Origin of the sequence: Nocardia sp. JW2 (genome assembly GCF_051843015.1) — a bacterium.
GTDB lineage: Bacteria > Actinomycetota > Actinomycetes > Mycobacteriales > Mycobacteriaceae > Nocardia > Nocardia coubleae.
The window spans coordinates 190,940-216,069 of the sequence record NZ_JBPXLK010000011.1; the positions used below are offsets into that span (position 1 = coordinate 190,940).

Genomic DNA, 25,130 nt, shown 5'->3' on the forward strand with positions numbered 1-25,130 from the left:
TCCTCATTCGAATTCCAGCTGGGTGCCGGACGCGTTGGGCTGCGGCCGGTAGCGCGCGGCAGCGGCACTCAGAACCAGAGCCTCCTGCGTGGTGTCGGCCAGCCGCAACGATTTGAGCAGCGCGACAACATCATCGCGCAATGTCCTCGGCGCCTCCGCGTACTCACGCTTCCACGCCTTCCCGTGTGCTCGGAGTAAATCCCCCACCATGGAATCGACCACCGGCCACGCGAACTCCATCTCGACAACCTGGTCGTCGCCGACAGTATCCAGCAACGCGCCGATCAGCAGCAGCGCAACCTGCTTGACAGTGCCCGATCCGGGAAACTCGATATCCGACAATGAACCACTCGCGTCATAAGCGAGTGCGCCCTCCGCCCGGACTTCCAAGACCAGGCCGAACGCATCGCCGAGCATCCGCGTGAGTTCGGACCGTTCACGAGAAAGCACATCGAGCTCTTCGGGCCCGAGATCGGATCGCAAGACAACAGGCTCCTCCACAAGACGTCGGCGCAGCAACCGACGAGGCGCGTCGGCGTGGGGCGCAAGCAGATCGGTGTACACAGCTCCCGGGCCGATGGATTTCACGAGCAGGTGGGGCAGGAGCGGTCGACAGATCGTCAGGAGAGCCTCGTCGCCTGATTCGCCCCACTGCGCCAGTGTTCCGTCCACCTCGGTCAACACACCCCATTCGAGTAGGACAGCCAAAGCCGCTACCAGTTGTCGGCGATCTCCGATGCTGTCTGTCAATGGGATCGACTGCTGTGCCGCGTCCGTGCGGATCTGAATCACCAACGTCGACAGCAGAATCTGCTCCCCCACACCAGGGGCGAGCAGTGCCCCGGCGGCCAGCGCGATGAGGGAGTAGCCGCGAGCACCGAATGGTGTCCCGTTACGGCGAGACAGGACCCGCTCGGCCGCGTGCGGTTCGGACGGCAACTTCGCCAACCGGGCGAATCCCGATTCCACGACGAGGTGATACCCGACATTGACGGCGAAAAGCTTTCGCAATGCGCTGGAGTGCTTGCGGATCAACGTCATCGCATCTGGAGCCCGCGTCGCGGTCACAATGGGTGTCCGCAGCAGAATTCGCGCAGCCTCGCGCACTTCGGCTGCTTCCTGCCGATGTGTGGCAAGCGAGTTATCCGACCTCACCATCGAGTTCTTCCCCCCATGTCGATGCCACCGGGCGGCAGCTGAGCTGGTATCCGTCGACGAACAGCGAGCCGTCGGGCGAGATGATCGTCGTCGAACCTCCGGGTACAGCGTGCAGAACCACTCCGAGGTCATGATTTGTCACCGAGTCAGTGTCGGCCGCCAGCAGGCGAGCCAACTCGTCCAGGAGCGTCGCCCGTGCCTGTGGCGACAACTGAGCGCCATCCAGGTAGCCCGCGGCGGACAGTTCGGCGGCAACCATCGCGTTACGCTCTGCTTCCTGACGCACTGAAGCTTCGACCATCGCACGATCGCGACTGATGTCGGGAACCCTTGCCGACCGCCCCTTTGCTGCGCGAGAACCTCTTTCCCGCAACGAAACCGGGACATCAATCGGGTCGGCAACGAGCCAGGACGTCATCGGCCCTACGCGCGCGTCCGGTTCCTCGGGTCCTAGCGACAGATGCCTGGTCGACCACATGCCGAACGTCGCGGCGAACAGCTGATGCGCTTCCACGTCGTCGGCATGCTGGAACCAAGCCGCCAACCGCAGCAGATCGGCACGCCGGGAGTAACCGGTCGAGGTCGAATGGAGCATGCGTTTTGCGTTGGCGAGCAGCTGCCCCAGCGCCTGGCCTGCCGCCGCACGAAGCTGCGCGGGCCCGGAATCCTGTCCGGAACCGGTGTACCACTGGAGCAGTTGGTCCCAGTCCAAACGGTCTCGGCCGCCAGACCGTTCGACAGTCCCGAGATCACCCAGCTCGAGCCGGGCAACCGAATCGAGCACCGACAGCAAATCGTCCAACCTCCGCGACACGGTGGCGAGCCGTTCCGCTATCAACGGAGCATGACGGTTCACATCTGCGGTGATCAAGTCTACGTAATCAAGGAGCAATCCCTTGAACTGTGCGTACTCGTCGCCGTGTAGGTCGAAGCGACTGAGTACCCCGGCTATGTACGCGTAGAAGTCCGTAACACTCGCGGTGAAGAGCCGCTGGTTGTTGAAAATGGTCGTGACCACACCGGCGAGCTTGTCGGCGCGATCCGCTGATCGCGGCACGTCGAGGAGGCGCACAACCTCGGACAACGAGTCAGCGATCTCCCCGAGCAGTTCCCGGGCGACCTCACGTGCACCGTCAGCCGCCTCTATGATCTCGATCGCGCCACGATGCACCCGTCCACCCAAACTCGACACCTGGTATCGAGACCGAGCGCGCAGGTAATCCTGCACTGTGCTCACGCGCGCATCTCGCAACGATGGGACTAGGTTCCCCCATCGCACGAGCTGCTTACACCTCGCCTCGATGGTGTCCTGGCTCAACGAGAAGCCTTCGTGTTCAAGCTGTTCGACCACAGTCGCCGCCGACATGTCTGCCAGAAGCGACGCCGTGAAACGCGACATGATGGCGATGTAGTCCATCCGCTCGTCTGCGGCGAGGTAGCGGAAGAGGTCGAGGTGTGCCGAGGCGGCACCTGGGTCCGTCATGGGGAACCTTGTTCAGATGAGAACGAACTAGCTCTGACCGTACTTTTCATCGATGCATTCGGGCTCGGAGGAGACATCCAACCGGAGCTGGCGGACCAATCGCTCCATCTCCTTCTCCCATCCTGGAGTCCCTCCGCCTGCGCTGTGGATCGCGGTTCGTACGGCCGCTGTACCCCGAGTGCAGGCCTGCAGCAGGTCGTCGGCGCGCACCTGTAGTTCGACCATGATCTGATCTTCGCGATGGTCCAACCGGGCGGATGAGATGTGGTCGAGCGTTTGCAGATTGGACCACAGTGCGCTGATATGGTCAGCGAAATCGGTGGGATCTTTGATTCCCTCAGCACCGATCGCTGCCCGAAAGCACAGCGACCATGCTCGTTCCGGCGCATCGCCTCGGTCCATGAGATGCCGGGTGATGCGCGTTCCGGGGGCGTGGGGCCCGAGTTCCTCGCTGAGCGTTTCGGAATCGAGCCCAACGCGGTACCCGAGCACGTGCATCATGCGCGCAAGGCTGCGCAGGGTCAGATTGCGCCGACCGCTCAGTCGCTGGCTTACTTCGGTCGGTGTCACATCGAGCATTTCTGCCAGCTTCTTCTTGGTCACACCGCGAACATCTAGTGCCGCGTGCACCATCTCGGTAGCCGAGAGCAGCAGACGCTCCTCCGCGAACAGCGTCTCGCTCTCCGGCGTCCGCCGATACCACGTTGTCATTGTTCTTGCGCCTCCTTCCAGATCCCCCGTGCCCGTTCGGCTTGCGCGCAGACGCCGCGGTCCGATGGTTTGACCGCACCGTGAGTTGCGACCCAATCTCGCCTCGACCGGATCACATAGAGCCGATGCCCGGATCTCGTCTTGATTTCGTGGACTGGTGGCTCGCCATCACATTGCAGTTGGCGCATCTCCTCGGGACTTCGGAGGAAACCGACCTCCGTCAGCCTGTCCAGCCGTGCGCGGAATTGAACCTGCGGCTTCAGTGGCAACCCTGCCAGCCAAGCCGAGGCGAGGCATCCGCGGTCGTGCACCACCACGCCATAGACCGTCAGCGCGCGTCCCTCATATATGACCTCCAGCTCAAATGAAGACATAACTTCACTTCCTTGGCAGTGTACTGCCCCGATCCGATAACGCGTGAACTTTGACGCAAAGATGTGACTGGGCGCAGAACCCCGCTTCAGCCCGCCGCCGGATCGATACCGTAGCCGAAGGAGCCCCACCGGGCCAGCAGTCGGCTACGCAGGCATCGAACACACGAAAGATGCTGTCAGTCCGGGAGATAGCGGATAGGGACCGGGATGGGAATGTCGGCGGCACGAAGTTCATCGAGGGTGAATGTTCGGTCGATGTTTTCGCCGTAGAGCCCACGTAGCAGGACTGCGATCAGGTTGTGGTGTTCGCGCTCCGAGTTCTGGGCGAGCCGACTGATCTCGCGACTGACGGACATGACTTCCTCGGTGATCCCGGCCCTGTCGAACTGCTCGATGATGAGGCCGCCTTCGAGGATCCCACTCCACGGCGTGGTGATTGCATGGTAGGAATCCGCAGCCCTGAACAGCATGTGGTGCACCATGTTTCGGGTACCAAAAGCTGGGCGCTGGAGAGGGAGGTCTACCTCGAACAACCGCTGCAGCCCCTCGAAATGGGCCCGGCGGTCATCCTTGCCAGGGAGGCCTCTGCGGCGCAGGTCGAGGATCACGTCCAAGTACGATTCGATGAGCTGCTGTCGACCGAAGACGGCGGGCGGGGGTGGGGCGAAATCGTTGTAGTCGAACGACATTCAGTAGATCCCTTCGAGGCACAGAGGCCCCGTTCGGCACCTGCAGTTGGTATGCAACCAAGCTAATTCTTCCAGAAAACATTGTCAACACATCATATGCTGGTGTACGTTACGATTGATTGCCGGCGCTGAGGCTGTCCACTACCGACAGCCAGCTGGCCGGTTGCGATCCGAGAATCCCGGATCCCGTAATCAACTAGCATCCGAAACCGATAGTTCCAGATGAACACAGGTCGACACCCGACTGAACCGCACGCCGGTCGCGCACAATGAGGAGCAAACACGTGGGGGCCCTGCTTCCGACTCTGCAGGCCGAACGGCTGAGGGAAGGGTTGACCGACTATCTGACGACAACCTTCGCCTTGACCGATCCGGACACTCAGGGCGCGCTGACCGACTTCATCGGTGACCCGAAGGACGGGCTCTTCAAGGGCCCGTATGTCCGTTTGCGGCTGCCCTTCGCGCAAGCTCGCGGCAACTGGGGCATGCATCTGGACTGGTGGCCGAAGTATTTCGAACCGTACGGGCATCAGGCCGCGACCTTCGAGCGGTTGTCGACGAAGTTTCAGCGCCGGCCGTTGCCGACCCTCGTCACCACCGGCACCGGGTCCGGTAAGACCGAGTCGTTCCTCATCCCCATCCTCGACCACGTGCTTCGCGCCAAGAAGGCCGGCGTGGTGGGAATGAAGGCACTGATCATCTATCCGATGAATGCCCTGGCCAACGACCAGGAGCAGCGGCTGGCGAAGATGATCACCGAGCATCCCGAGCTGTCGGGGATCACGGCCGGCCTCTACACGGGCGAGCAATCCTCCGGCGGTCGGACGATGGTGTCGGAGGCAGGCTTGATCACCGATCGCCGCCTCATGCACGATTCGCCGCCCGACATCCTGCTCACCAACTACAAGATGCTCGACCACATGCTGCTGCGACCGGATCGTGCGGCGATGTGGCGCCAGTCGGCGGACTCGCTGCAGTACGTGGTGCTCGACGAGTTCCACACCTACGACGGCGCGCAGGGCACAGATGTGGCGATGCTGCTGCGGCGACTCGGGCTGACCGTCAAATCTCACTGGACCGCCGGTTCGCCCGTAACGGACGCGGATCGAGCGCGCCCACTCGGGAAGATCACCCCGGTGGCCACGTCTGCGACGTTGGGGTCCAAAGGTTCGCCGACGTCGATGCTCGACTTCGCGAAAACCGTTTTTGGCGAGACGTTCACACCCGAGACCCTGATCGGCGAAACGCGGCTCGATACCGAGGACTGGCTCGCGCAGCGCCGTCGCGACCTGGATCGCACATTCTCACCAGTCGAGCCGGTGATCGATCAGGCCCTTGCCGAACTCGACCGCACCACAGCACAAACCGTGACGAACAAGCGACTCACGGCGGCGGTACTCGCCACGCTGTTCCGGCACACCTCCGACATCGACGACACCCACGAGCGGATCACCGCGAGCCTGCACAAGCTCGACGAATCCGAGATGCTCGATCTGATCAAACGGCACGGAACCTTCGCGCGGGTCCTGCGTAGTGCGGTCGACGCCATCTCGACCGCGAAATTGGCCGCCACCGTTCTGCCCGCCCAGACCGGCGAACGCGACCTCACCCGTGGCCTCGCGAACCGCGAGCGCTACGTCGGCTACCTCCTCGCCGCGCTCTCGCACGTGCGCGCCGAGGTCGGCCGGTCGGCACTGAATGTCGATGTGCACCTGTGGCTTCGGGAGCTGTCCCGGATCGATCGTGCGGCCGCGGTGACCCCGCAGTTCCGCTGGCCGGACGACGGAAAACTCGACGGAACCACCGTCGACTACTATCCCTCGCTCTACTGCCGGCATTGCGGTCGGTCGGGCTGGGGTGTTCGGCTGGGACCGACCGGCCACACCTTGGATGCCGGTGACGAAGACGTGCGCAGCTACCACGCGACCGGTGGTCCACGGTTCCGAGCGCTGATCTCCGCGCCCGCCGAGGCCGAAATCGACACTCCGGTCGAGGGATTGCGCTGGTTCCGCGTCGACGACCGGGAGATCGTCGACGAACGACCCGATGCCGACAGCGATGAGGTACTCGACGGGCGGGTGCTGCCGGTCTTGTTCCTGAGCGGCCCTGAGGCGGACGAGAATTCGCGTAGGGACGTGTGCCCGGCGTGTGGTGCCGACGACGGCATCCGCTTCCTCGGCAGCGCGATCGCCACCCAGTTGTCGGTGGCGCTGTCGAACCTGTTCGGTGACGCGAAACTGGCCGACGGCGAAAAGAAGGCCCTCGTCTTCACCGACAGCGTCCAAGACGCCGCCCACCGTGCCGGTTTCGTCCAGGCCAGGTCGCACACCCTCAGCCTCCGCTCGACTCTGCGGAATGCCCTGGGCGACAAGGTGAGTGGCGAGCAGATGCTCACCCTCGCCGAGCTCTGCGATGCGGTACTCGACCGGGCAGGTGAAGACGCGCGACGGCGCTATCACCTCCTCGCGCCCGACATCGTCGAGCGTGACGAGTTCGCTCCGTTCTGGGACCCCGACAGCACCGCCCAGGCTCGACGGAAGGCGGCCAGGACTGTTGCCCGGCGCCTGCAATTCGATATCGACCTCGAGTTCGGCCTGCAGTCTCGCCTCGGTCGTACGCTCGAGCTCACCGGCAGTGTGGTGTCGGAGGTGGATCTCGGTTCTCCCCGGCGCGTTGCGCAGCTGGGCGCCGACGCGCTGAAGCGAACAGAACATCAGCTCGCCTTTTCCGAGCCCGACGAGGCCGCGGTGACCCAGTGGGTTCGTGGTGTCGCCGAACGCATGCGCACCCGTGGCGCGATCGCCCACGATTGGTTGACGAAATACGTTCAGCGCGACGCGAACCGACGCTGGGTGTGGGGTGGCCGCCCCAAGGGCCAGGGCATGCCCGCGTTCCCCAAGGGACGCCCCGCACCGGCCTTCCCGGCGCTCGGCGGCCGGACCATCCCTGACGGCTTCGACCCGATCACCGTCTCCGCCTCGTGGTACGCCCGCTGGGCTTCGCGCTGCCTGAACGTCTCGCCCATCGAGGGTGGATCACTGGCACGCGCGCTGTTCGAAGTGTTCGCCGAAGAACGCGTGGTGATCACCGAGAACACCGAGAAGTCGCTGACTGCTTATCTTTTGACGCACGACTCGGTCCTGGTGGGTATCCCCGACCCGGCCGGGCTCACCGGAATGCGGTACCTGCTCGTCTGCGATGTCTGCCAGACGCCCACGCCGGGCAGCGCGGCCGTCGTCGACCAGCTCGACGGTGCTCCCTGCCTGTTGACCCGATGCCCGGGCAGGCTGGCGCGGGCCGCCAAACACAACAACTTCTACCGCGACCTCTACGACAACTCGGAGATGAAGCGGGTGGTCGCGCGTGAACACACCTCCTTGCTTCCCACTGCGACACGGCTCGAGTACGAGAACAAATTCAAGGCCACGGCCAGCGATCCCACCGCACCGAACGTGCTGGTCGCGACGCCGACTTTGGAGATGGGTATCGACATCGGCGACCTGTCGACGGTGATGCTGGGCTCCATGCCGCGAACGGTGTCGTCGTATCTCCAGCGAGTCGGCCGCGCAGGACGCCTCACGGGTAACTCACTCGCGCTCGCCTTCGTCCGCGGACGCGGCGAGCACCTGCCGAAACTCGGTGACCCGACGTCGGTGATCCAAGGGGAGGTGCGTCCCCCGGCAACCTTCCTCACCGCGGAGGAAATCCTGCAGCGCCAGTACATCGCGCACATCATCGACCGGCTCGCGCGGCGTGCGGGAGCCGAAGATCCCGGCAACGCGACCAACGTGCTGTCGAGTTTCGACTCCGGTACCTGGATGGGCACCCTCATCGAGACCGCTGACGACGACGCCGACCTGTTGGTCGACGAATTCCTCGGGCAGTTCGGCGATCTGCTCCGGACGGAAACCGCAGCGAACCTCCGCGACTGGGCGACCCCGCCCGGGCTCGGCGAGCACAGCGGACTCGGTGCATTGCTGCGCGACGCCGTGCATCGCTGGAATCGAGATGTGAACGAGTTGCGGCACCGGCGAACGGCAGTGGACGCGGCCATTCCCGACTTCGAACAGCGTGCCAACTCCCCTGCCGCCACCGACGACGACAAGCGTGATTTGCGCACGGCCCGAGGCACGTTGCGTCTGTTGTCGAAGTCGATCAGCGCGCTGACAACCGAACATTGGGTCGGCGTTCTCGAACGCTATGGCGTGCTGCCCAACTACACGCTGCTCGACGACGCGGTGCTGCTGGATGTCGGCATCACCTGGATCGATCCCGACACCAATCAATACGCCGAGGACACAGCGAGTTACCAGCGCGGCTCTCGGGTCGCACTCACCGAGCTGGCTCCTGGCGCGACCTTCTACGCGCAGGGGCTGGCCGTGGAAATCGACGCGATCGATCTCGGCGCGGGCGAATCCGCGATTCAGATCTGGCGGCTGTGCCCGTCCTGCGGCTGGGCAGGCATCACCCACACCGCAGACCCGACACCCCCACCGAATCAGTGCCCTCGATGCCACACCAGCGCAATCGCGGACGTCAGCCAACAGCTTCAAGTGGTAGAGATGGCCAAGGTGTCCGCCGAGGTGCGACGCGACGAGGCGGCGATCAACGACATCCGTGACGAACGGCGCAAGGAATCGTTCACGGTCTTGGCCGCAGCCGATATCGACCCCGACAATGTCACCAAACGGTGGTTCGTCGCCGAGCAGGACTTCGGCGCGGAGTACTTGCGGCGCATGGACATTCGCTGGCTGAACATGGGCAGGCGAAACTCGCAGGGCGGCAAGCGAACCATTGCGGGCAACACGACCACGGGTTCGCTGTTCCGCGTGTGTTCCGGTTGCGGGCAGCTCGACAAGGTAGCGGGCAGGAACGAGCCACATGAGCACCGCAGCTGGTGCCGGTATCGCAAAGCCGATGACGAGAAGCACGTTCGCGAGATCGCGCTGGCTCGGACACTACGCACCCAGGCTGTGCTGCTGCACCTGCCGAGCTGGCTCGAATACGACTCGTTCGCCCATCCGAGCCTCAGCGCTGCGATCCTGCTCGGCCTGCGACAGGTGATCGGTGGCTCCCCGGAACATCTCGATGTCGCCGCGATCACCGACGCCCTCCACAACCCGAACCAGCGGGCCCTGCTCATCCACGACACCGTGCCCGGTGGCACCGGCTATCTGGCCGACTTCGCCAACCCACGTCAAGTGTGGGAGGTACTTGCGGCGGCACGCACAGTGGTCAAGAACTGCGACTGCACCGACCGGCTCGCCTGCCACAAATGCCTGCTGCCGTTCGCACCGCCACGGGAACTCGACAAGGTTTCCCGGATCACGGCAGCCAAGGTGCTCGATGATCTGCTCGCATGCCGCGACGGCGAGCCGGACGCGAAAAGCTGGCTGGACTCGGTCACCGAAGAAACCCCGGTACCGAAAGGCAGCGCCGAGTCGCCGTTGGAACGCGAGTTCTACCGCGCGTTCACCGAGCGGCTCACCACCATGGGCGCCACGGTCACCGAAAAACCGGGCACCTACGGCCCGACCGCAACGATCAAACTGCCCGGCACCAATATCCGGACCTGGCAGCTCGAGCCACAAGTGCTGATGGGCAACAGCCAACCCGACTTCCAGCTGCGCACCAGCGATCCCGATATCCCGCTCATCGCCGTGTTCGCCGACGGTCGCCGCTACCACGCGACACCCGAGCACAACCGAGTGGCCGACGACGCCCACAAACGTGAGATCCTGCGCTCCGGCGGCGTGGTGGTCTGGTCGTTCTCCCACGATGATCTCGAGCGCTTTCGAGCCGCGCGGACGGAAAAGCCGACCTGGTTCACCGAAAAGCTGGAAGGCCCGACCCGCAAACACGGCAACTTGAAGCCGAAACTGTTCAAGTTGCTGCATGCCGACCCGGTCACCCAGCTGATCGAGTACATGCTCGAGCCTGAACGCGAGCCATGGGAAGCAGTGGGGCGATGGCTTCCGCTGATGTTCCTCCTCAACGGCCGCCACCAGGGCGACGCCGACGCCATCGCGAGCTGGGCGCTCGACCTCATCGACGGGACCGCTTCGACTCCGGCGGACGGCGAGTACAACTGCTGGTCCTACAGCGACGGCCCGTTGACCATCACCGCCGCCACGAACAAGGGCATGAAGACGCTGGACGCGGTGCTCGCGCTCGATGACCGGGACGAGAAGCTCGAACTCGACGGCGGTCGCGCGTGGAAGGAGTGGTTGCGCTTGGCCAACTGGTTCGGACTTGCCGACCACGTGATCACCACCCGAACCCTGCTCCAGGCGAACTCCACCATCCCGGAGCGGGGACCGGACGCAGGCAGCGCCGAGCTCACGCCCGACTGGCAGGTGCTCTACGACGACACCGTTTCCGATGCCGAACGCGAACTCGTCCTCGCTCTGGCCGCGGCAGGCGTCCCGGTGCCGGTGCTCGGTGTGGAGACCGACCGTGGTGACGTGATCGACATGGGCTGGCCCGACGTCCGCCTCGGAGTTCTCCTCGCGGAGCCCGAGGCGGCCAATACGATGACCGAACAAGGCTGGACGATCTGCCCAGCCGATCCGGCGGAACTCGTCCGAGCACTGCAAACGAACGGGGTGATGTGATGGCGCACGTCATCATGACCAAGACCAGCGGGTCCGCGGACGAGCTCGAAGGTGCGATCAAACGGCGCGCGCACGATTTCCTCTACAGCGTGCAGGACGACGAACCTGCCGCGTCCACACTCATCGAGGAAGTTCCCGGAGCCACGGACGAGCGCGTGCGGCTCGGACGAATCGGCCTGGGGCACAGTGCGATTCTGTTCTACGTAGCGCCCGCGGGTGGGGAGGGATCCTACGTCTACATGGGTGCGTGGCCGGACGCTACCGCCGCCGAGCTCGCACCCCGGGCGGGACTGAAGGTGAACCCGGTCAACGGCGTCCTCGAGCTCATCATCGCCGACACCGAAGAACCTGCGCCGACCCAGCAGCCGAAACCGGCCGTGAAGCCCGGGTACCTCGCCGACGTCGGCTTCACCACCACCCAGCTCACCGACGACCTCGGCTTGGACGCGAAACTCGCCGAACGAGTGCTTGCGGCTTCCGACGACCATGTGATCAACGAGATCGCCGCGGAGATCGATGGGTGGCAGGGGGACGCGGTCCTCGAATTGGCCTGTGGCACAAGCATCGACGAGATTCGCGCCAAGCTCCGACTCACGGAGAATCCGGTCGACCCGACCCTCGGCGAGGACGAGCAGATCCTGCAGGCGCTCGAGCACCCGGCGTCGAAGATCCGGTTCGCCTACATCGGTGACAACACCGAGGAACTGCGTCGCGTGATCGAGGGCGGCAGTTTCGCCGCATGGCGCACCTTCCTGCATCCCGAACAACGTGCGTACGCGGAAAAGCGGTACAACGGCGCATTCCGGCTGTCGGGTGGCGCGGGAACCGGCAAGACCGTGGTGGCGTTGCACCGCGCGCGCAATCTCTGGCGGCGCAACCCGAATGCCCGCGTCATCCTCACCACCTTCAACCGGACGCTCGCGCGCCAGCTACAGGCCGATCTCGAGGCACTGGATCCGGGCGCGCGGATCGCGAGCAAGCCCGGCGAGGTCGGCATCTACATCGATGGTGTCGACAAGCTGGCCAGCGATGTACTGGCACGGGCAGGCGATCTCGCCCCGATCTCCGCGACGGTTCTCGGGAACGCGACGTCGCTGCCGCCTCGTCGCACCGATACCGGCAAGGTCTGGCGCGAGATCACCAGAACTGTTGAGACAGATCTAAATTCACGCCTGGTAACGCCCGGTTTTCTGGAGAGCGAGTACACCGCGGTGGTGCTCGCCAACAAAGTGACCACCGTCGCCGAGTACGCGAAGGTCGCGCGCGCCGGGCGTGGTGTACGGCTCAACCGTGCGCAGCGCATCGCCGTCTGGAAACTGATGGAGGCGTTCCGCCGCCGCAGCCGGATGGATGGAACCGTCAGCTTTCCCGAAGTGCTCGCGTTGGCGGCCGAATACCTGCGGCAGCGCAGCGCCGCAGGTGAATTCATTGCCGACCACGTCATCATCGACGAAGCCCAAGACCTGCACGCCACCCACTGGGCGATGCTGCGCGCCCTTGTCGCGGAGGGGCCGGACGACCTTTTCATCGCCGAGGACTCCCATCAGCGGATCTTCGGGCAACCGGTGGTGCTCGGTCGGCTCGGGGTGAAAATTGTCGGCCGCTCACGGCGGCTCACGTTGAATTACCGTACGACGGCACAGAATTTGCGGTTCGCCATCGACATCCTCTCCGGCGGCGAGTATCACGACCTCGAAGAGGCCGAGGAGTCCACGCACGGATATCGCAGTGCTCGAACCGGGCCCGAACCGATCCTGCTGGCCTGTGATTCGCTGGCAGCTGAGCTCGAGCAGGTCGCCGGGCGGGTTCGGCAGTGGCTCGACGGGGGCGAGGAGCCCTCGAACATCGCTGTGCTCACCCGGGGAAAGAACGACCGGAGCCAGTTCGTGCGCGCCCTCGGGGAACGCGGCATCGAAGCCCGGGTGCTCGACGACAACCCCGCCGGACCTGGGCATGTGCAGGTGCTGACCATGCACCGGTCGAAGGGTATGGAGTTCGCCAAGGTGATCCTGGCCGGAGTCGACGACGCGCACGTGCCCGCGAAATCTGTGCTGAACGAAGCACCGGAAGAGGAACGGGGCGAGGCCGAGCTACGGGAGCGGTCCCTGCTGTATGTGGCGGCTAGCCGCGCGCGCGACCAGCTGGTGGTGACATGGAACGGACGCCGTTCGGAACTGCTGGCGAACACCTGAATCGTCGAATACCACCTGCACACCCGGAGCAACAGATGAATCCCCCAGCGGCACCTCGCCAGCCCTACTCACTGTGGACGACCAGTCGTGGCTGGGCCGCGCAGGACGTCGTCGGCATCCAGTCGTATCTGCCGAACTTCCTCGGAATGCTCGGCGACGACTTCGATCCGCGCGGAACCGAAACCCGCCGCACGGTCGAGCTCGTACCGGAACCGGACAACCCGTACGACCGCAACGCTGTCGCGGTTCGCTTCGCGAACCAGACGATCGGCTACCTCCCGCGCGAGGACGCCATCCGCTACCACCGTCCGTTGCTCGAGTTGATGAACCGCGGGTACATCCCCGTCGCGCAGGGCCGGATATGGGCACGTGAGTACTCCGAGTGGGACGATCACGGGCGCGAGCAACGACGGCTCAGCACCGATGTCCATCTCTACGTAGCGAGCCCGGAAACGATGTTTCCGCTCAACGACCCACCGGTCGTGCCGTACACAATGCTGCCCGAGGGCAGCGCGGTACAGGTACTCAGGACCGGCGAGCACACCGATGTCCTGACCCGCTTCCACACCGATGGTGGCGAACGGCCTGTCATCGTCAGCCTGGTCGCCGTGGATCAGGCGAGCGCGCGTTCGACGAAACGGGTGGTCGAGGTGCGCATCGACGGTGACCGTGTCGGGCAGCTCTCCCCTGCCATGAGCGAGAAGTACCTCCCCGCGATCGACCATTTCGGCGCACGCGGATGGGTCACCGCCGCCCGGGCGATGCTCACTGCGTCGGCTGTTTCGGCCACGCTGTCCTTGCGCGCGCAAAAGGCTCATGAACTCTCCGGCGATGCGCTCACCGGGCCACCAGCCGTCGTGCCGCCACGTGGAGTGTCAGGGCCGGTTGCTCCGAGCACGCGGTCGGCGTCGGCGGTCGAAGTGCAGTCCGGTGTCACCGGCAACGGCAGCAAGATCACCGTGCGTGAGTCGGGCACCGAATCGCTGATCACCGTCACCATCGAATTCGCCAGGCCCCTCACCGCCTGGCAATCCAAAGTCGCGCAAAAGGTTCAGGCGACTGCTCAGCAGCTACTCGCGCGCGAGCAGCTCACCGCTCCGCCGGTCACCTTGACCAACCAGACGTTCGCAGCATCGGCGCCGCTGGCCATCGGGCAGGAATTCGTCGACGCGCTCATAGGCATCGACGACTCCGATTTCGGTGCGGCTCAGGAGTTCAACCAGCTGACCGAAGGGGCGCTGTAATGGCCAATGTTGTGCTGGCTCAGAACACGAAGTCGATGCCGAAGCTCGACGGATCGATCAAGGCCAAGGTCTACGACTACTTCAAAAAGGTCTGCGCGGACGACACCGCACCCGGCCTGCACATCGAGCCGTTGAAGGGCGCGGTCGACCCGCGGGTACGCACCGGACGGGTCGACCTCAACTACCGCGCCATCATGTTCCGCATCGACGACCGGTTCGGTGAGGCGACCTACATCTACCTCGGCACGTGGAAACACGACGTCGCGAACAAGCTCGCCGAGAAGTCCACACTGCGGGTGAATCCGATCAACGGCGTTCTCGAGGGGATCGTCGGTCAGCTCGACGGTAACGCCGACCGTAAGAAGCGGACTGTGATCCCCGACCCGGGCGGGGTGCTGGCGGCAGCGCTCGCGGCCGAACCAACGGCTGGATACCTCGCCAACGCCGGCTACACCCTCACCGAACTCACCGACCGCCTCGGCCTGGATGCCGAACTCGCCGCCCAGGTGCTTGCCGCCCCGGATCAGGACACGGTCTTCGCGGTCGCGCAGACCACCGACGTAGCCTGGCAGCAGAACGCCGTGCTCGAATTGGCTGTGGGCCGGGCCGTCGACGACATCCGTGACGCCCTCGGTTTCACCGAGCAGCCGGTCGACCACTCTCTCGACGAGAACGAGCAGATCCTCGCCGCGCTGGAACATCCCGCGACCAAGATGCAATTCACTCTCGTCGACGACAACGACGAACTGCGCCGTGTCATCGAAGAGGGCGATTTCAAGGCTTGGCGTACCTTCCTGCATCCCAATCAGCGCCGGTTCGTCGAGAAGGACCACCGCGGTGCGTTCCGGCTCTCGGGCGGGGCCGGTACTGGGAAAACGGTGGTCGCGCTGCATCGTGCGCGGCATTTCGCGGCCCAGAATCCCGCTGCCCGGATCATTGTCACCACCTACAACAAGACACTGGCCAAGGCCATGCAGGACGACCTGCTGGCCCTGGACCCGAATATCACCATCGCGGCGAAGCCAGGAGATCCGGGCGTCTACGTGGCAGGCATCGACAGTCTTGCGTCGGCGATCCTCAGCCGTCGCAAAGACCTCGACGCGGCATTCGCCGCAGTATTCGGTCCTGGAACTCCAACCCGGATCGGGGTGCGTGCCAACCCGGATATCGGTTGGTCCGATGCCGTCGCGGGCAGTTCGCTGGATCCCCGGCTGCTGCACGCGGGCTTTCTATCCACCGAATACATCAGTGTGGTGCTCGGCAATCGAGTGACCGCGCTCGAGGAGTACCTCAAGGTTCCCCGCGCCGGTCGCGGTGTGCGATTGACTCGACCGCAGCGCGTCGCGGTGTGGAAAATCGTCGAACAGTTCAGGAAACAGGGTAGGGCGAGCGGGCGGATCAGCTTCCCTGAGATCCTCGCCGTCGCCGCCGCCTATTTGCAGTGGCGCGCACAGACAACCGGTGAAACGTTGGCCGACCACGTCATCGTCGACGAAGCACAGGATCTCCATGCAACACATTGGGCGCTGCTGCGTGCGCTGGTCGCCGAAGGGCCCAACGACCTGTTCATCGCCGAGGATTCTCATCAGCGCATCTACGGGCAGCCGGTGGTGCTGAACCGGCTCGGCATCAATATCCGCGGTGGTCGGTCGAGCAAGCTCACGCTCAATTATCGAACCACCGCGCAGAACCTGCATTTCGCGGTGAGCATTCTCGCCGGAGCCGACTACCGCGATCTCGAAGAAGGCCAGGAGTCGACCGCCGGATACACCAGTGCACGGCTCGGCCCGAACCCGGAGCTGATCGAGTGCGGTTCGTTGATGGAGGAGTTGCAGACGATCGCGGACCGGATCAAACACTGGATCGCCGACGATGTACCGCCGTCAAGCATCGCGGTCCTCGCCCGCGGTCAGAGCGAACGGAACCTGATCGTGCGTGCACTGGTCGAGCGCGGCGTCGACGCCACCGTGCTCGATGCCGAGCCCGCCGGGGGCGAGCACGTTCAGGTACTCACGATGCACCGTTCCAAGGGCATGGAATTTCGTTGCGTCATTCTCGCGGGGGTCGATCGTGAGCACGTGCCGTCACAGGCACAGCTGCGCGGAATCCCCGAGGAGGAACAGGCCGAGGCACAGCAGCGGGAACGTTCGCTGCTGTATGTGGCGGCCAGTCGTGCGCGTGACGAGCTGGTCGTCACCTGGAGCGGACAGCAATCGGAACTGCTCAATCGCTAGCCGGTCCGGGGGCAGCGTAAACCGCTGCCCCCGTGGCGTTCACGTGCCGACCAGGATTGTCGCCAGCTCGTCGACATCGGCTTCTTCCACCCGCACGACCCGGAAACCGTCGGCCGCCAAGCCGGAATCGCGGTCTTCGTCCACGCCCTCGACGACAACCACCTTCTCCGTCGGCCAGACGATGTCGACCATCCAGTAGGCCCGCCCGGCCTCGATCCCGACCTCGGGCTTGGGAACACCGGCCTGCTGCAGCTCCGCGAGGAGGTCCCGGACGGCCTGAGAGGAATACAGCGGGTCCTCGTCCCAGGATTCCGGAGCCTTGTCGACCGACAGATCGGTGACTTCGGGTGCCAGTCCGAGCTGGTGGAACACTTCCAGCGCGCCCGCTCTGGTCAGCTGATCATGGAACCTGGCGTTGCGGTAGGACCGCAGGCAGCCATAGCACGAGGTCTCGATACCGCAGTCACACGTGGCGACCCGTTGCGCGGCGACCCGCAACACTCGATCTAGTTCCGCGGCAATCTGTTTCGACGCCCCCGCGCCGGCAGGCACGGTGTCGAACAACACGATGCTTCGACGGTGGTCGGCACTCCAGGACAGCGTTCCGTCGATGTCGTCGCGGCTGATCTCCAACGCCTCCGAAGCACCTTCGAGCAGGGCGTACAGCACCGACAACCACTTGTCTTCCGACTCTGTGTAATGGAAGTCCGCAAAAGTGAACTCCGCGACGTCGGTTTCGTAACGATGGGCCAGGTTGACCTGATCGAGCGGTCCACCACACGGACTACCGGTCGCCGGACGCTCATGTGTTTTGCTCGGCGCGCGATCGAACCTGATCGGCTCGGCCCAGCCGCACCAAGCACACAGCCGGAATCCATTGCCCGCTCCTTCGCCGATCACAGCGAGTTTGGCGCGCGTACCCGACCGCGCCCACACTTGCATATCGTCTTTCGATGGCCAGACAACCGGTTCCGAACCCTCGCCGACCGTCTCCACAAAGCTGGCGCCCGACCATGCTCGTTGGGGCGCTTCAGCTTTCACATCCTCGGGCTTTCGATCGGCGACGAAGCCGAACTCCGGCAGAACACAGGTTTTCGTCGCGTCGAATTCTGCCCGGCAGTTCGGACAGGTCGACAACGGGTCGAGCACATGCCCTGACTCGAAGTGATTGCATTCCTTGCATACGCGGTACTGCAGCGTTTCCAGCTCCCGTTTCGGCAGTTTGTGCAGACCGCGCGAAGTCCACAACTTGCCGCCCGCGACCACCTGGTTACCCGGTGCGTAGTCGTAGATCGCCTGCCCGAGGTCACGGGCGAGTTCGAGCTTGGCGCCGACGGTACCTTCGCAATGGGTAGTGCGCAGTTCCACGGTGTCGACGGGAAATCCGTACTTCGGCAGGACGTTCTTGTTGGCGAGATAACCGAGCAGCTGGCGACCTTGGACAGTGTGCAGGGTCTTCTGCAGACGACTGCCGAGCGCCAGGTTCTTCGCGTCGATGGCCTGTTGGATCAGGTCTTCGAAAGTCGCGATGTCCGTGCGGATGTCGTGTTCCGCATCGGCGAGTTGGGCACACAGATGTTCGACCCAGGCGTCGGATTCCACCCCGATCTCACGCTGCACGTGGGCAGGCAATGCAGCCCGTAGGGAGCTTCGAACAGCATCGGGGACAGGAGTCAGAAAATGGCGTACTCGAGCGGCCGCCGACTCGGTCTCATCATTCTCCGGCGTGAAGAACTCACCGGCCGTGGCCCACTCGCGGCCCTCCTTGTCATAGCAGTCACGAAAATAGGCGGCCAACGCGACAGAATGGGCGTGCCTACGGCCGATTCGGTCGTTGTCGATGGGAATCCACGGAATTCGCATCTTTCCGGCGATCATCGACTCCGGCTTCTGGAACTTCGACAGATCGTGTGAACTGCGCTTGGCGTAGGTGACCACGAGTGCGGCCGACGTGGCGCGACGCCCGGCCCGACCTGCCCGCTGCACGTAGTTCGCCGTTTTCGGCGGCATGTTGCGCAACATCACCGATTGCAGATCGCCGACATCGACCCCGAGCTCGAATGTCGTGGAGCACGACAGGACATTCACTTCGCCGGAGATGAATCGTCGTTGGATGTCGGCGGCCGCGGTGGCCTCCCATTGCGCGGTGTGCTCACGCGCCGACAGCGGCAACATGGCCAACGACCGGTACGCGGTCCGATAGTGATTGATGTCCTCGTCGCGGTCCGGAATCGCGTGGGGCGCGAGCCGCCCGTCACAATTGCCCTGGGGGCACAGACCGCGCACATTGTGGACGGTGATCCGGCGGCATGCCCCGCACTGGAACCATTCACAGTCGGCACCACGACGGATCCGCAGCTGGTCTTGGTCCAGCTGGTACAGCACACCGGCAACGCGGTCGCTCTCTTCGAGAAGATACTTGTTCTGCAGTAGAAAGTTCCAGCATGCGTCGAGCACCTTTTCGGCCGGTTCCGACCTGCCCAATTCGGCAAGGACCTTGCGCAGGAACAAGATACGGTTGTTCGCAGTGCCCGGCCTGCCGCCAGGAAGCCAGCTGATGATACGACGATCCCGATCCGAATCCCGGGAACGGATTCGGATCCGGCTGGCACGAGGCTCGAAGATCGGCAGTGTGATGTCGACTTCGGGAAGCAGACTCATCGCGCCCTGCAGCCGGATGGACTTCACGAGCTCGTTCAGCAAGGCCCATACTTCGTCATCGCTGAGCCCCAGGTTGCGGAATCCCTTCGGGATCTCGGCATTTCGGGACCGGAACAATGAAACCGCCATGAGCCCGAGGCCTTCCAGCGACTGACGCTGGTCCATCGCCATCAGCTCTGCCATCACCCAGGGGTTGACCGCGCGCATGATCGTGGCGCGGGTGGCGCGTTCCTCGAAGTGCTGCGCGCGCACCGCCATGGCTTTCGCATCAGCAGCCAAGTCATCAGGTGACAGGGCCTCACCGGCATTCTTCGGTTGGCCAAGCGCCTCGGTGAGGTAGCGCCGTTCCAGCATCCGGCCATAAGTCTGCTCGAGATAGGGAGCGGCGAAGGCCGCTGCCTGCCTCGAGTCGGAGAACATCAACAGTTTCCGCCCGCCGCCGACGAAATCCGCCGTACCGTCCGCAGCTTCCGGAAGATGCTGGTAGAGCGCGGTCGTGATGACCGCAGGCGCGGCATTCGTGTCGGTCCGCAGCCGCCGGATCACCTGCCGTGACCGCGCACCGCACTCGGTGCACTTGCTCATCACCCGTGCGGCGGCACGATGCTCCCGGACCCGCAATACCCGGCCGCCTGGGCACTTCGGCGCGCAACTCCCGCGCGCACCACATCCCGTGCACAGCGTGCCGGTGCCGGTGCCTGCGGCGCTGCTCTGCTGCTCGTCGAGAGTTTCGTCATCCTCGTCGATGAGGTCGCCGGTGTCGCTGTCGGTCACCACCAACCAGCTCACCTTGCTCTCCCCCTTGGCTGGGCGGAAGTACTCGCGGCCGTCGACCAGCTCCCGCTGCCCGGCGAGATGCACAGCACCGCACCGCTGACAGGTACCGAATTCGAAAACCGCGCGTCCGGTATTCGGATCAACCTCGTGACGGCCGAGCAAGACAGTGGGGCCGTTGTCGTCGAAACTGACGAAGGCGCCCTCCGTCGCCCGGACGAACAGGTGGTAGCGCGCAGACAACACCGGCTTCTTCGTCTCGTCGGTAATTTTCGAACCCAGTGCGACGAGGGCTTCGAGCTTCTGTGGGGCCTCGGCGTCGTCCGGCCACAACTTCGCGGCGAGCTCACGGACGCTTTGGGGTCCGGCCGCCGCGTAACTTTCGAGGTCGGCCATCCGGCGTTCGCTGTGCAGTGCGTCCACGATGTCACCGGAGGGCACCTTCGTACCGATCCAGGTCAGGTCGGCACCCGGCGCGGCCAGGGTCAGCAGCTTGTCGTCGTCGATCTTCCAGGTTGCCGGTGGACGGCTGGGCATCCGGGTGGCGGTCACCAGATCCTGACGACTCGGGTCGTCGGCCACGAACTCGAACGGGACGTCGAACAACTTCTGCGCAAACGCCGTCGCCTCGATCCCCTGGGCTTCGGGCGTGGTTCCGGACAACGACGCCGACGTGGCGATGCACTGTAGCGACCGCCCGCCGGCAACCCGATCCCGGAGTCTGCGCAGCAGTAGCGCGACTTCACATCCCTGCGCGCCGTCGTAGACGTGAGCCTCGTCGAGCGCTATGAATCGCCAAGTGTCCTGGTGCTTTCCATCGAAAAGCTCCAAGTCACGCGGGCGCAGCAGCAGATACTCCAGCATCGCGTAATTGGTGAGCAGGATGTGTGGCGGGCTGTCGCGCATCTCCTCTCGGCTGAGCAACTCGTTCGGCAGCCGCTCGGCACCGGAAAACATCGCGTGGTAGCCGGCCTCGGCGGCGGCGCGGTGCCGTTTGGTTTCGCCCGTATAGCGTCCGAAAGTGATCTCCGGGGTTGCTGCGAGCAGTCCCCGCAAGCGTTTGAGCTGGTCATTGGCCAGCGCGTTCATTGGATACAGCAGCAAGGCGCGAACACCTGGCCCGAGTGTGCCCGCATACTTCTCGGCGATGAGAGAGTTCAGGATCGGAAGCAGGAAGCTCTCCGTCTTACCCGAACCAGTGCCGGTGCTCACGACCAGGTTGCGGCCACTCGCCACCTTGCGAACGGCTGTCTCCTGGTGCGCATACAGCGCCCGGTCCAGCTCGATGGTTGCGCCGAACTCTGCGAAGCCGGGGTGCAATACGCCCTCGGAGATCAGTGACCGCAGCGACGCACCCGGTGCGTACGGGGGCGTCAGCTCGAGCATCGGCCCCTTCGTGAGCAGCGAGGTCTCGTCCACCGCCTGGTCGAACGCGCTCGCCAGCGCCGGATCACGCGGCGCCAGCAACGTTTTCAGATAGCGTTTGTAGCCTGCTTCGATGTCGGCACTGGCGGCAAGGGGATCCAGCCTGTCGGTCACCGATGGTCTCCGATCTTGTTGATGACATCGTGGTGTAAAACGTAGGACGCGAGCGCATCGGCGATCAGCAGGTCGGCAGCGACCAGTCCTGGACATAATTCGGCCAGCCTGGCCCAGCACTGCCGCATGGGCGCGGTGAACACCGGATGCGACATCAGCGAGCGAGCCCGCAACCGGGCGACGACAGCGAACAGCAGCGACTGCATCGACATCAGCATCCAGGGGAATTCGCTGGTGTCTACCCCTGTCAGCGCATCACTGCGCGCTTTGACCACGTCGTATACCCACGGCGAGGCCCGTCGCAAGGGGGTCGTCAACGCAGCCGAGTGGGTGGTCATGGCATGCGAGGCCGGATCGGACTGCCAGTCGAGCCGCCGGGCGAACGCCTCGAACATCGCAGCCCTTCGGGTATCCGGATCAAGCAACGCCCCGGGCACGATCTCACACGCGTCCCTGAGCGCGGCGATCTGCTCCGGCGCCATGCGGTGCATCCCGATGGTGTTTCGCTCGAAGTAGCCGGTGTAGACCTCCCGCAATTTCCCCGACAGCAGCTCGACCAGGGCTGGACCGCCCTGCGTGGCCAGGTCGGCACCAAGCGCTTCGGCACTCTCCTCGGCCGACTGCAACACGACATTCGGAAGGTCGGCGATATCGATCAGACAGCCGAGCCATGGATTGGCGTGCTTACCCAGGCGGAAGTACGAACTGAAATCCTTGTCCACCAGCCCGGTACGGATCAGCAGTGCTGGAAGCTGGGCCTGCGGAAGAGCGCTGCGTTCCAACGCCTCGAGTGAGCTTCGAGGATCGGCCGCGAGAACTCGCAGCAGTCCACCGCGAACCAGCGGGCTGAGCGAGCTGTCGGAGTAACAGTTCGCGTAAGCGGACCACACCTCGGCGAGCGCACTGCCCGAGACGGGCGGATCCCCCGCCCCGGCCAGGAATTTCGCCAGCTCTGTGCGTGCCGGGTCCGAATCCTGCAGCCAGCCGTGCTGCGGAACGTGGTACGCCGTATCGTCAGGGCGGCTCGGGGCGGTGATCACCGCCCATGGATCATCGACGAAAACCTGCACGGTCAGCGGTCCAGCATCGACGAATTCGGCGGGCAGGCGCGCCTTTCCCTCGACGATCTCGACCTGTGTCGGTGGCCGCCACGGCGCGGTCTCCGGCCAGACGAACGCGGCGAGGTCGTCGCTGTCGGTGCCCTCGAACACCAGCACACCGCCGTCCAACCGGATTCCTGAGCACAGCAGGCGCGGCTGCACACGGGCCACGGTGACCTGAGTGGTCCGACCGTCCGGGGTATCTATCCGGGCCAGCAGTGTCGCGGTGCGCAGCGAGCGCGCGGTGTCGGCAAAGGTCCGGCTCGACACCTGGAAGAGATTGTCGCGGTTGACCTGTGGCTCCTCGGTCTGCCGAATCCGGCCCACCGAATCCGACAGTGCGATGTCGACTTCGACATCGCCGGGGACTCGAACCGCCACGATCAGGTGCTCGGTGAGATCGTCGACGGTCAGCACCGGCGCGACCGTGCGCCAGCGGGCGGCGGCGCCGATGTCGTCGACCCGGAACTCGATATGTGGCGGACGAAGGACCAGGCGTTCGACCGTCTGCCCCGCTGATACCCGAAACTCCGAATCACGCTGCGCACTGGGAAACTCGACGAACGCACGGTCGAGGGCCAACGGCGGCGCGATCTCGAGCGCGGTCGCCGCCGAGGACAATCCGTCCGGGGTCGGTATGCGGAAGATGCTGTCGTGCTCGACCGAGAGCCCTTCCACCATGAACATGCTGTGTCGGATGTCTTGCCCCAGTGGCCCACTGATGACGATGTCGAACATGCCGAGCAGGCCCGGCGCGAGACCGTCGAACGGGTCGAGCTCGGTGAGTTCGGTATCCGATTCCCATTCGTCGTCGGCCAGCCAGTCGGTGGTCCCCGACCGGCGCACCCGCACGCGCCAGGCAACCGGCTCGGCGCCTGCGACGGGCAGCGTTACGGCGGGCCGTTCGCTGTACACCGGCAAGCCCGATCTGGTGAAGACCCCTTCGACCGGGTCGGCTAGATCGAGTCGGGCGGCACCGACCCGGCGAACCTGCTGCACCGGGCCGAGAAGGTGATCCCGACGCAACCGCACCGAGTCGACCGCCGCCAGGTCGTAGACCCGTGCTCGCCAGTCGCGCCAGCCCGCGGGGACAGCTTCGGCTGTGAACGACACCGGCGCCCCACTGTGCCCGTCGACCAGCGACGCGGTCGCCGGATGGACACCGATCACCTCGCCACGCGGCAGGGCGAGATGCCGGGAGATCGGTTTGCCGTTGTGATCGAACAGCAAGAGCGGATTGTCCTTGTCCACCAAGGAAATCCGATGATGCGCCTCGGAGGCGTCATGGCGCAGGACCACTTCGCGGACTCGATGTGGGACCCGAACCCGAGTCGGCGGGTGCACCTCGCCTTCACTCAGGCCCCAACCTCGTTCGGCGTACACCTCGGTGCTGTCGCCGTCGAAAGAAACCAACCACGGAAATTCGGAGCCCCGGTCCGGAAACGGAACCTCGACGACGACCTGGTCATCGGATCGCGAATAGGCGATCACCGGTCGGCGTGATCGACCGACCCGACCGGACTCGGCAGTGCTCGACCCGAACGGCCGCTCCTCGAACCGGTCGATCAACGCTTCGAGCATGACACTCGGCAGCCCGGTGGTCGAGGTATCGAGATCGAGGTCGTTGGCGACCTCCGGATGTTCGCGGGCGTATTCGGCGAACTCGATGATCCGGTCGACGATGTCGACAGCGGCCTCACCACCGAACTGCAGGAAGTTGCGGACGGGAACATCGAGGTGGTTCATCCGGTACTCGAGACCGGGCTGGGTGAGCCACTCGAACACGGCAGCACCACTCGGTTCACGTCCGAGCGAAATGTGCTGTTCGATGACGTCGACCAGGTCGTTGAGGCAGTGCACCGGGACTCCGGCATGCACCGCCATGGTCTGCACGTACTGCTGGTTGCTGATCTCCGGGAATTCGCGCAGCTTGAACTTGCGCAGCAGCGAGGTGAGCTTGGTCCGCAGCAGGTTCTCGAACTCCTGCTCGCGCTCCATCGCCAGTTCCGCCCAGAAACTCTCCCAGTATTTCCCCTGCTCATAGGACAGACCCGCATGCCCGATCAGGGTGGTCAGGGTGAGCGCGGGAAACCGGTCGATCAACCGGGCAAGACCGTGGGTGCGTCGGTGATCCCGGATGAGCTGGCCGAACAGGTCGCGGGTCCGGACGATTTCGTCGTGGTCCAAGTTGAGCTCGACGAACAGTGACACCCGCTCCAACTGCCTGGCGCGAGCGAATTCTTCGTCGCCGGCCTGGACCCACACGAACGACTCGGCCATTCGTGCCACACCCCCTCCACACCGCGCCTGCTACCCATTTCGGGCGCCTGGCAAACCTCCATCAACCGATTCTCATC

The 25,130-nt window shown here is 64.5% G+C and carries 11 protein-coding genes; 4 read left to right on the forward strand and 7 right to left on the reverse strand.

All coding sequences use genetic code 11. The features are described 5' to 3' along the window. Positions 1-3: 3 nt before the first annotated feature. The 5 genes from ACSVDM_RS17905 to ACSVDM_RS17925 all read right to left on the reverse strand — a co-directional run bounded on the left by ACSVDM_RS17905 (position 4) and on the right by ACSVDM_RS17925 (position 4,415). On the reverse strand, positions 4-1,158 hold the full coding sequence (locus tag ACSVDM_RS17905) for a TIGR02678 family protein (RefSeq protein ID WP_439266326.1): 1,155 nt from the start codon (positions 1,156-1,158) through the stop codon (positions 4-6). After that, on the reverse strand, positions 1,142-2,641 hold the full coding sequence (locus tag ACSVDM_RS17910) for a TIGR02677 family protein (RefSeq protein WP_439266327.1): 1,500 nt from the start codon (positions 2,639-2,641) through the stop codon (positions 1,142-1,144). Before ACSVDM_RS17910 ends, ACSVDM_RS17905 begins: the two co-directional genes overlap by 17 nt. 27 nt (positions 2,642-2,668) lie before the next feature. Beyond that, the gene (locus ACSVDM_RS17915; protein WP_439266329.1) at positions 2,669-3,352 is read right to left on the reverse strand and encodes a helix-turn-helix domain-containing protein; all 684 of its coding nucleotides are present in this window, start codon (positions 3,350-3,352) and stop codon (positions 2,669-2,671) included. Beyond that, positions 3,349-3,726 carry a hypothetical protein gene (locus ACSVDM_RS17920; RefSeq protein ID WP_439266331.1) on the reverse strand — a complete coding sequence of 126 codons (378 nt, stop codon included), beginning with the start codon at positions 3,724-3,726 and terminating at the stop codon, positions 3,349-3,351. Before ACSVDM_RS17920 ends, ACSVDM_RS17915 begins: the two co-directional genes overlap by 4 nt. A 176-nt stretch (positions 3,727-3,902) precedes the next feature. After that, complete coding sequence (locus ACSVDM_RS17925; RefSeq protein ID WP_439266333.1) at positions 3,903-4,415, reverse strand: hypothetical protein; 513 nt, start codon at positions 4,413-4,415, stop codon at positions 3,903-3,905. Positions 4,416-4,699: 284 nt separating this feature from the next. Here ACSVDM_RS17925 and ACSVDM_RS17930 point away from each other — a divergent pair, with 284 nt between their 5' ends. The 4 genes from ACSVDM_RS17930 to ACSVDM_RS17945 are packed head-to-tail and all read left to right on the forward strand — an operon-like array spanning position 4,700 to position 16,699. Then, on the forward strand, positions 4,700-11,029 hold the full coding sequence (locus ACSVDM_RS17930) for a DEAD/DEAH box helicase (RefSeq protein WP_439266335.1): 6,330 nt from the start codon (positions 4,700-4,702) through the stop codon (positions 11,027-11,029). Next, complete coding sequence (locus tag ACSVDM_RS17935) at positions 11,029-13,221, forward strand: 3'-5' exonuclease (RefSeq protein ID WP_439266336.1); 2,193 nt, start codon at positions 11,029-11,031, stop codon at positions 13,219-13,221. Before ACSVDM_RS17930 ends, ACSVDM_RS17935 begins: the two co-directional genes overlap by 1 nt. Before the next feature lie 35 nt (positions 13,222-13,256). Further along, entirely contained in the window at positions 13,257-14,465 is a 1,209-nt protein-coding gene (locus ACSVDM_RS17940; protein ID WP_439266337.1) for an HIRAN domain-containing protein, read from the forward strand. Continuing rightward, on the forward strand, positions 14,465-16,699 hold the full coding sequence (locus tag ACSVDM_RS17945) for a 3'-5' exonuclease (protein ID WP_439266339.1): 2,235 nt from the start codon (positions 14,465-14,467) through the stop codon (positions 16,697-16,699). The genes ACSVDM_RS17940 and ACSVDM_RS17945 overlap by 1 nt, the downstream gene beginning before the upstream one ends. A gap of 39 nt (positions 16,700-16,738) precedes the next feature. Here ACSVDM_RS17945 and ACSVDM_RS17950 read toward each other — a convergent pair whose 3' ends face one another. After that, the gene (locus ACSVDM_RS17950) at positions 16,739-21,673 is read right to left on the reverse strand and encodes a DEAD/DEAH box helicase (RefSeq protein WP_439266341.1); all 4,935 of its coding nucleotides are present in this window, start codon (positions 21,671-21,673) and stop codon (positions 16,739-16,741) included. Then, positions 21,670-25,053, reverse strand: coding sequence for a hypothetical protein (locus tag ACSVDM_RS17955; protein ID WP_439266343.1), 3,384 nt, complete (start codon positions 25,051-25,053; stop codon positions 21,670-21,672). Before ACSVDM_RS17955 ends, ACSVDM_RS17950 begins: the two co-directional genes overlap by 4 nt. Positions 25,054-25,130: the final 77 nt, after the last annotated feature.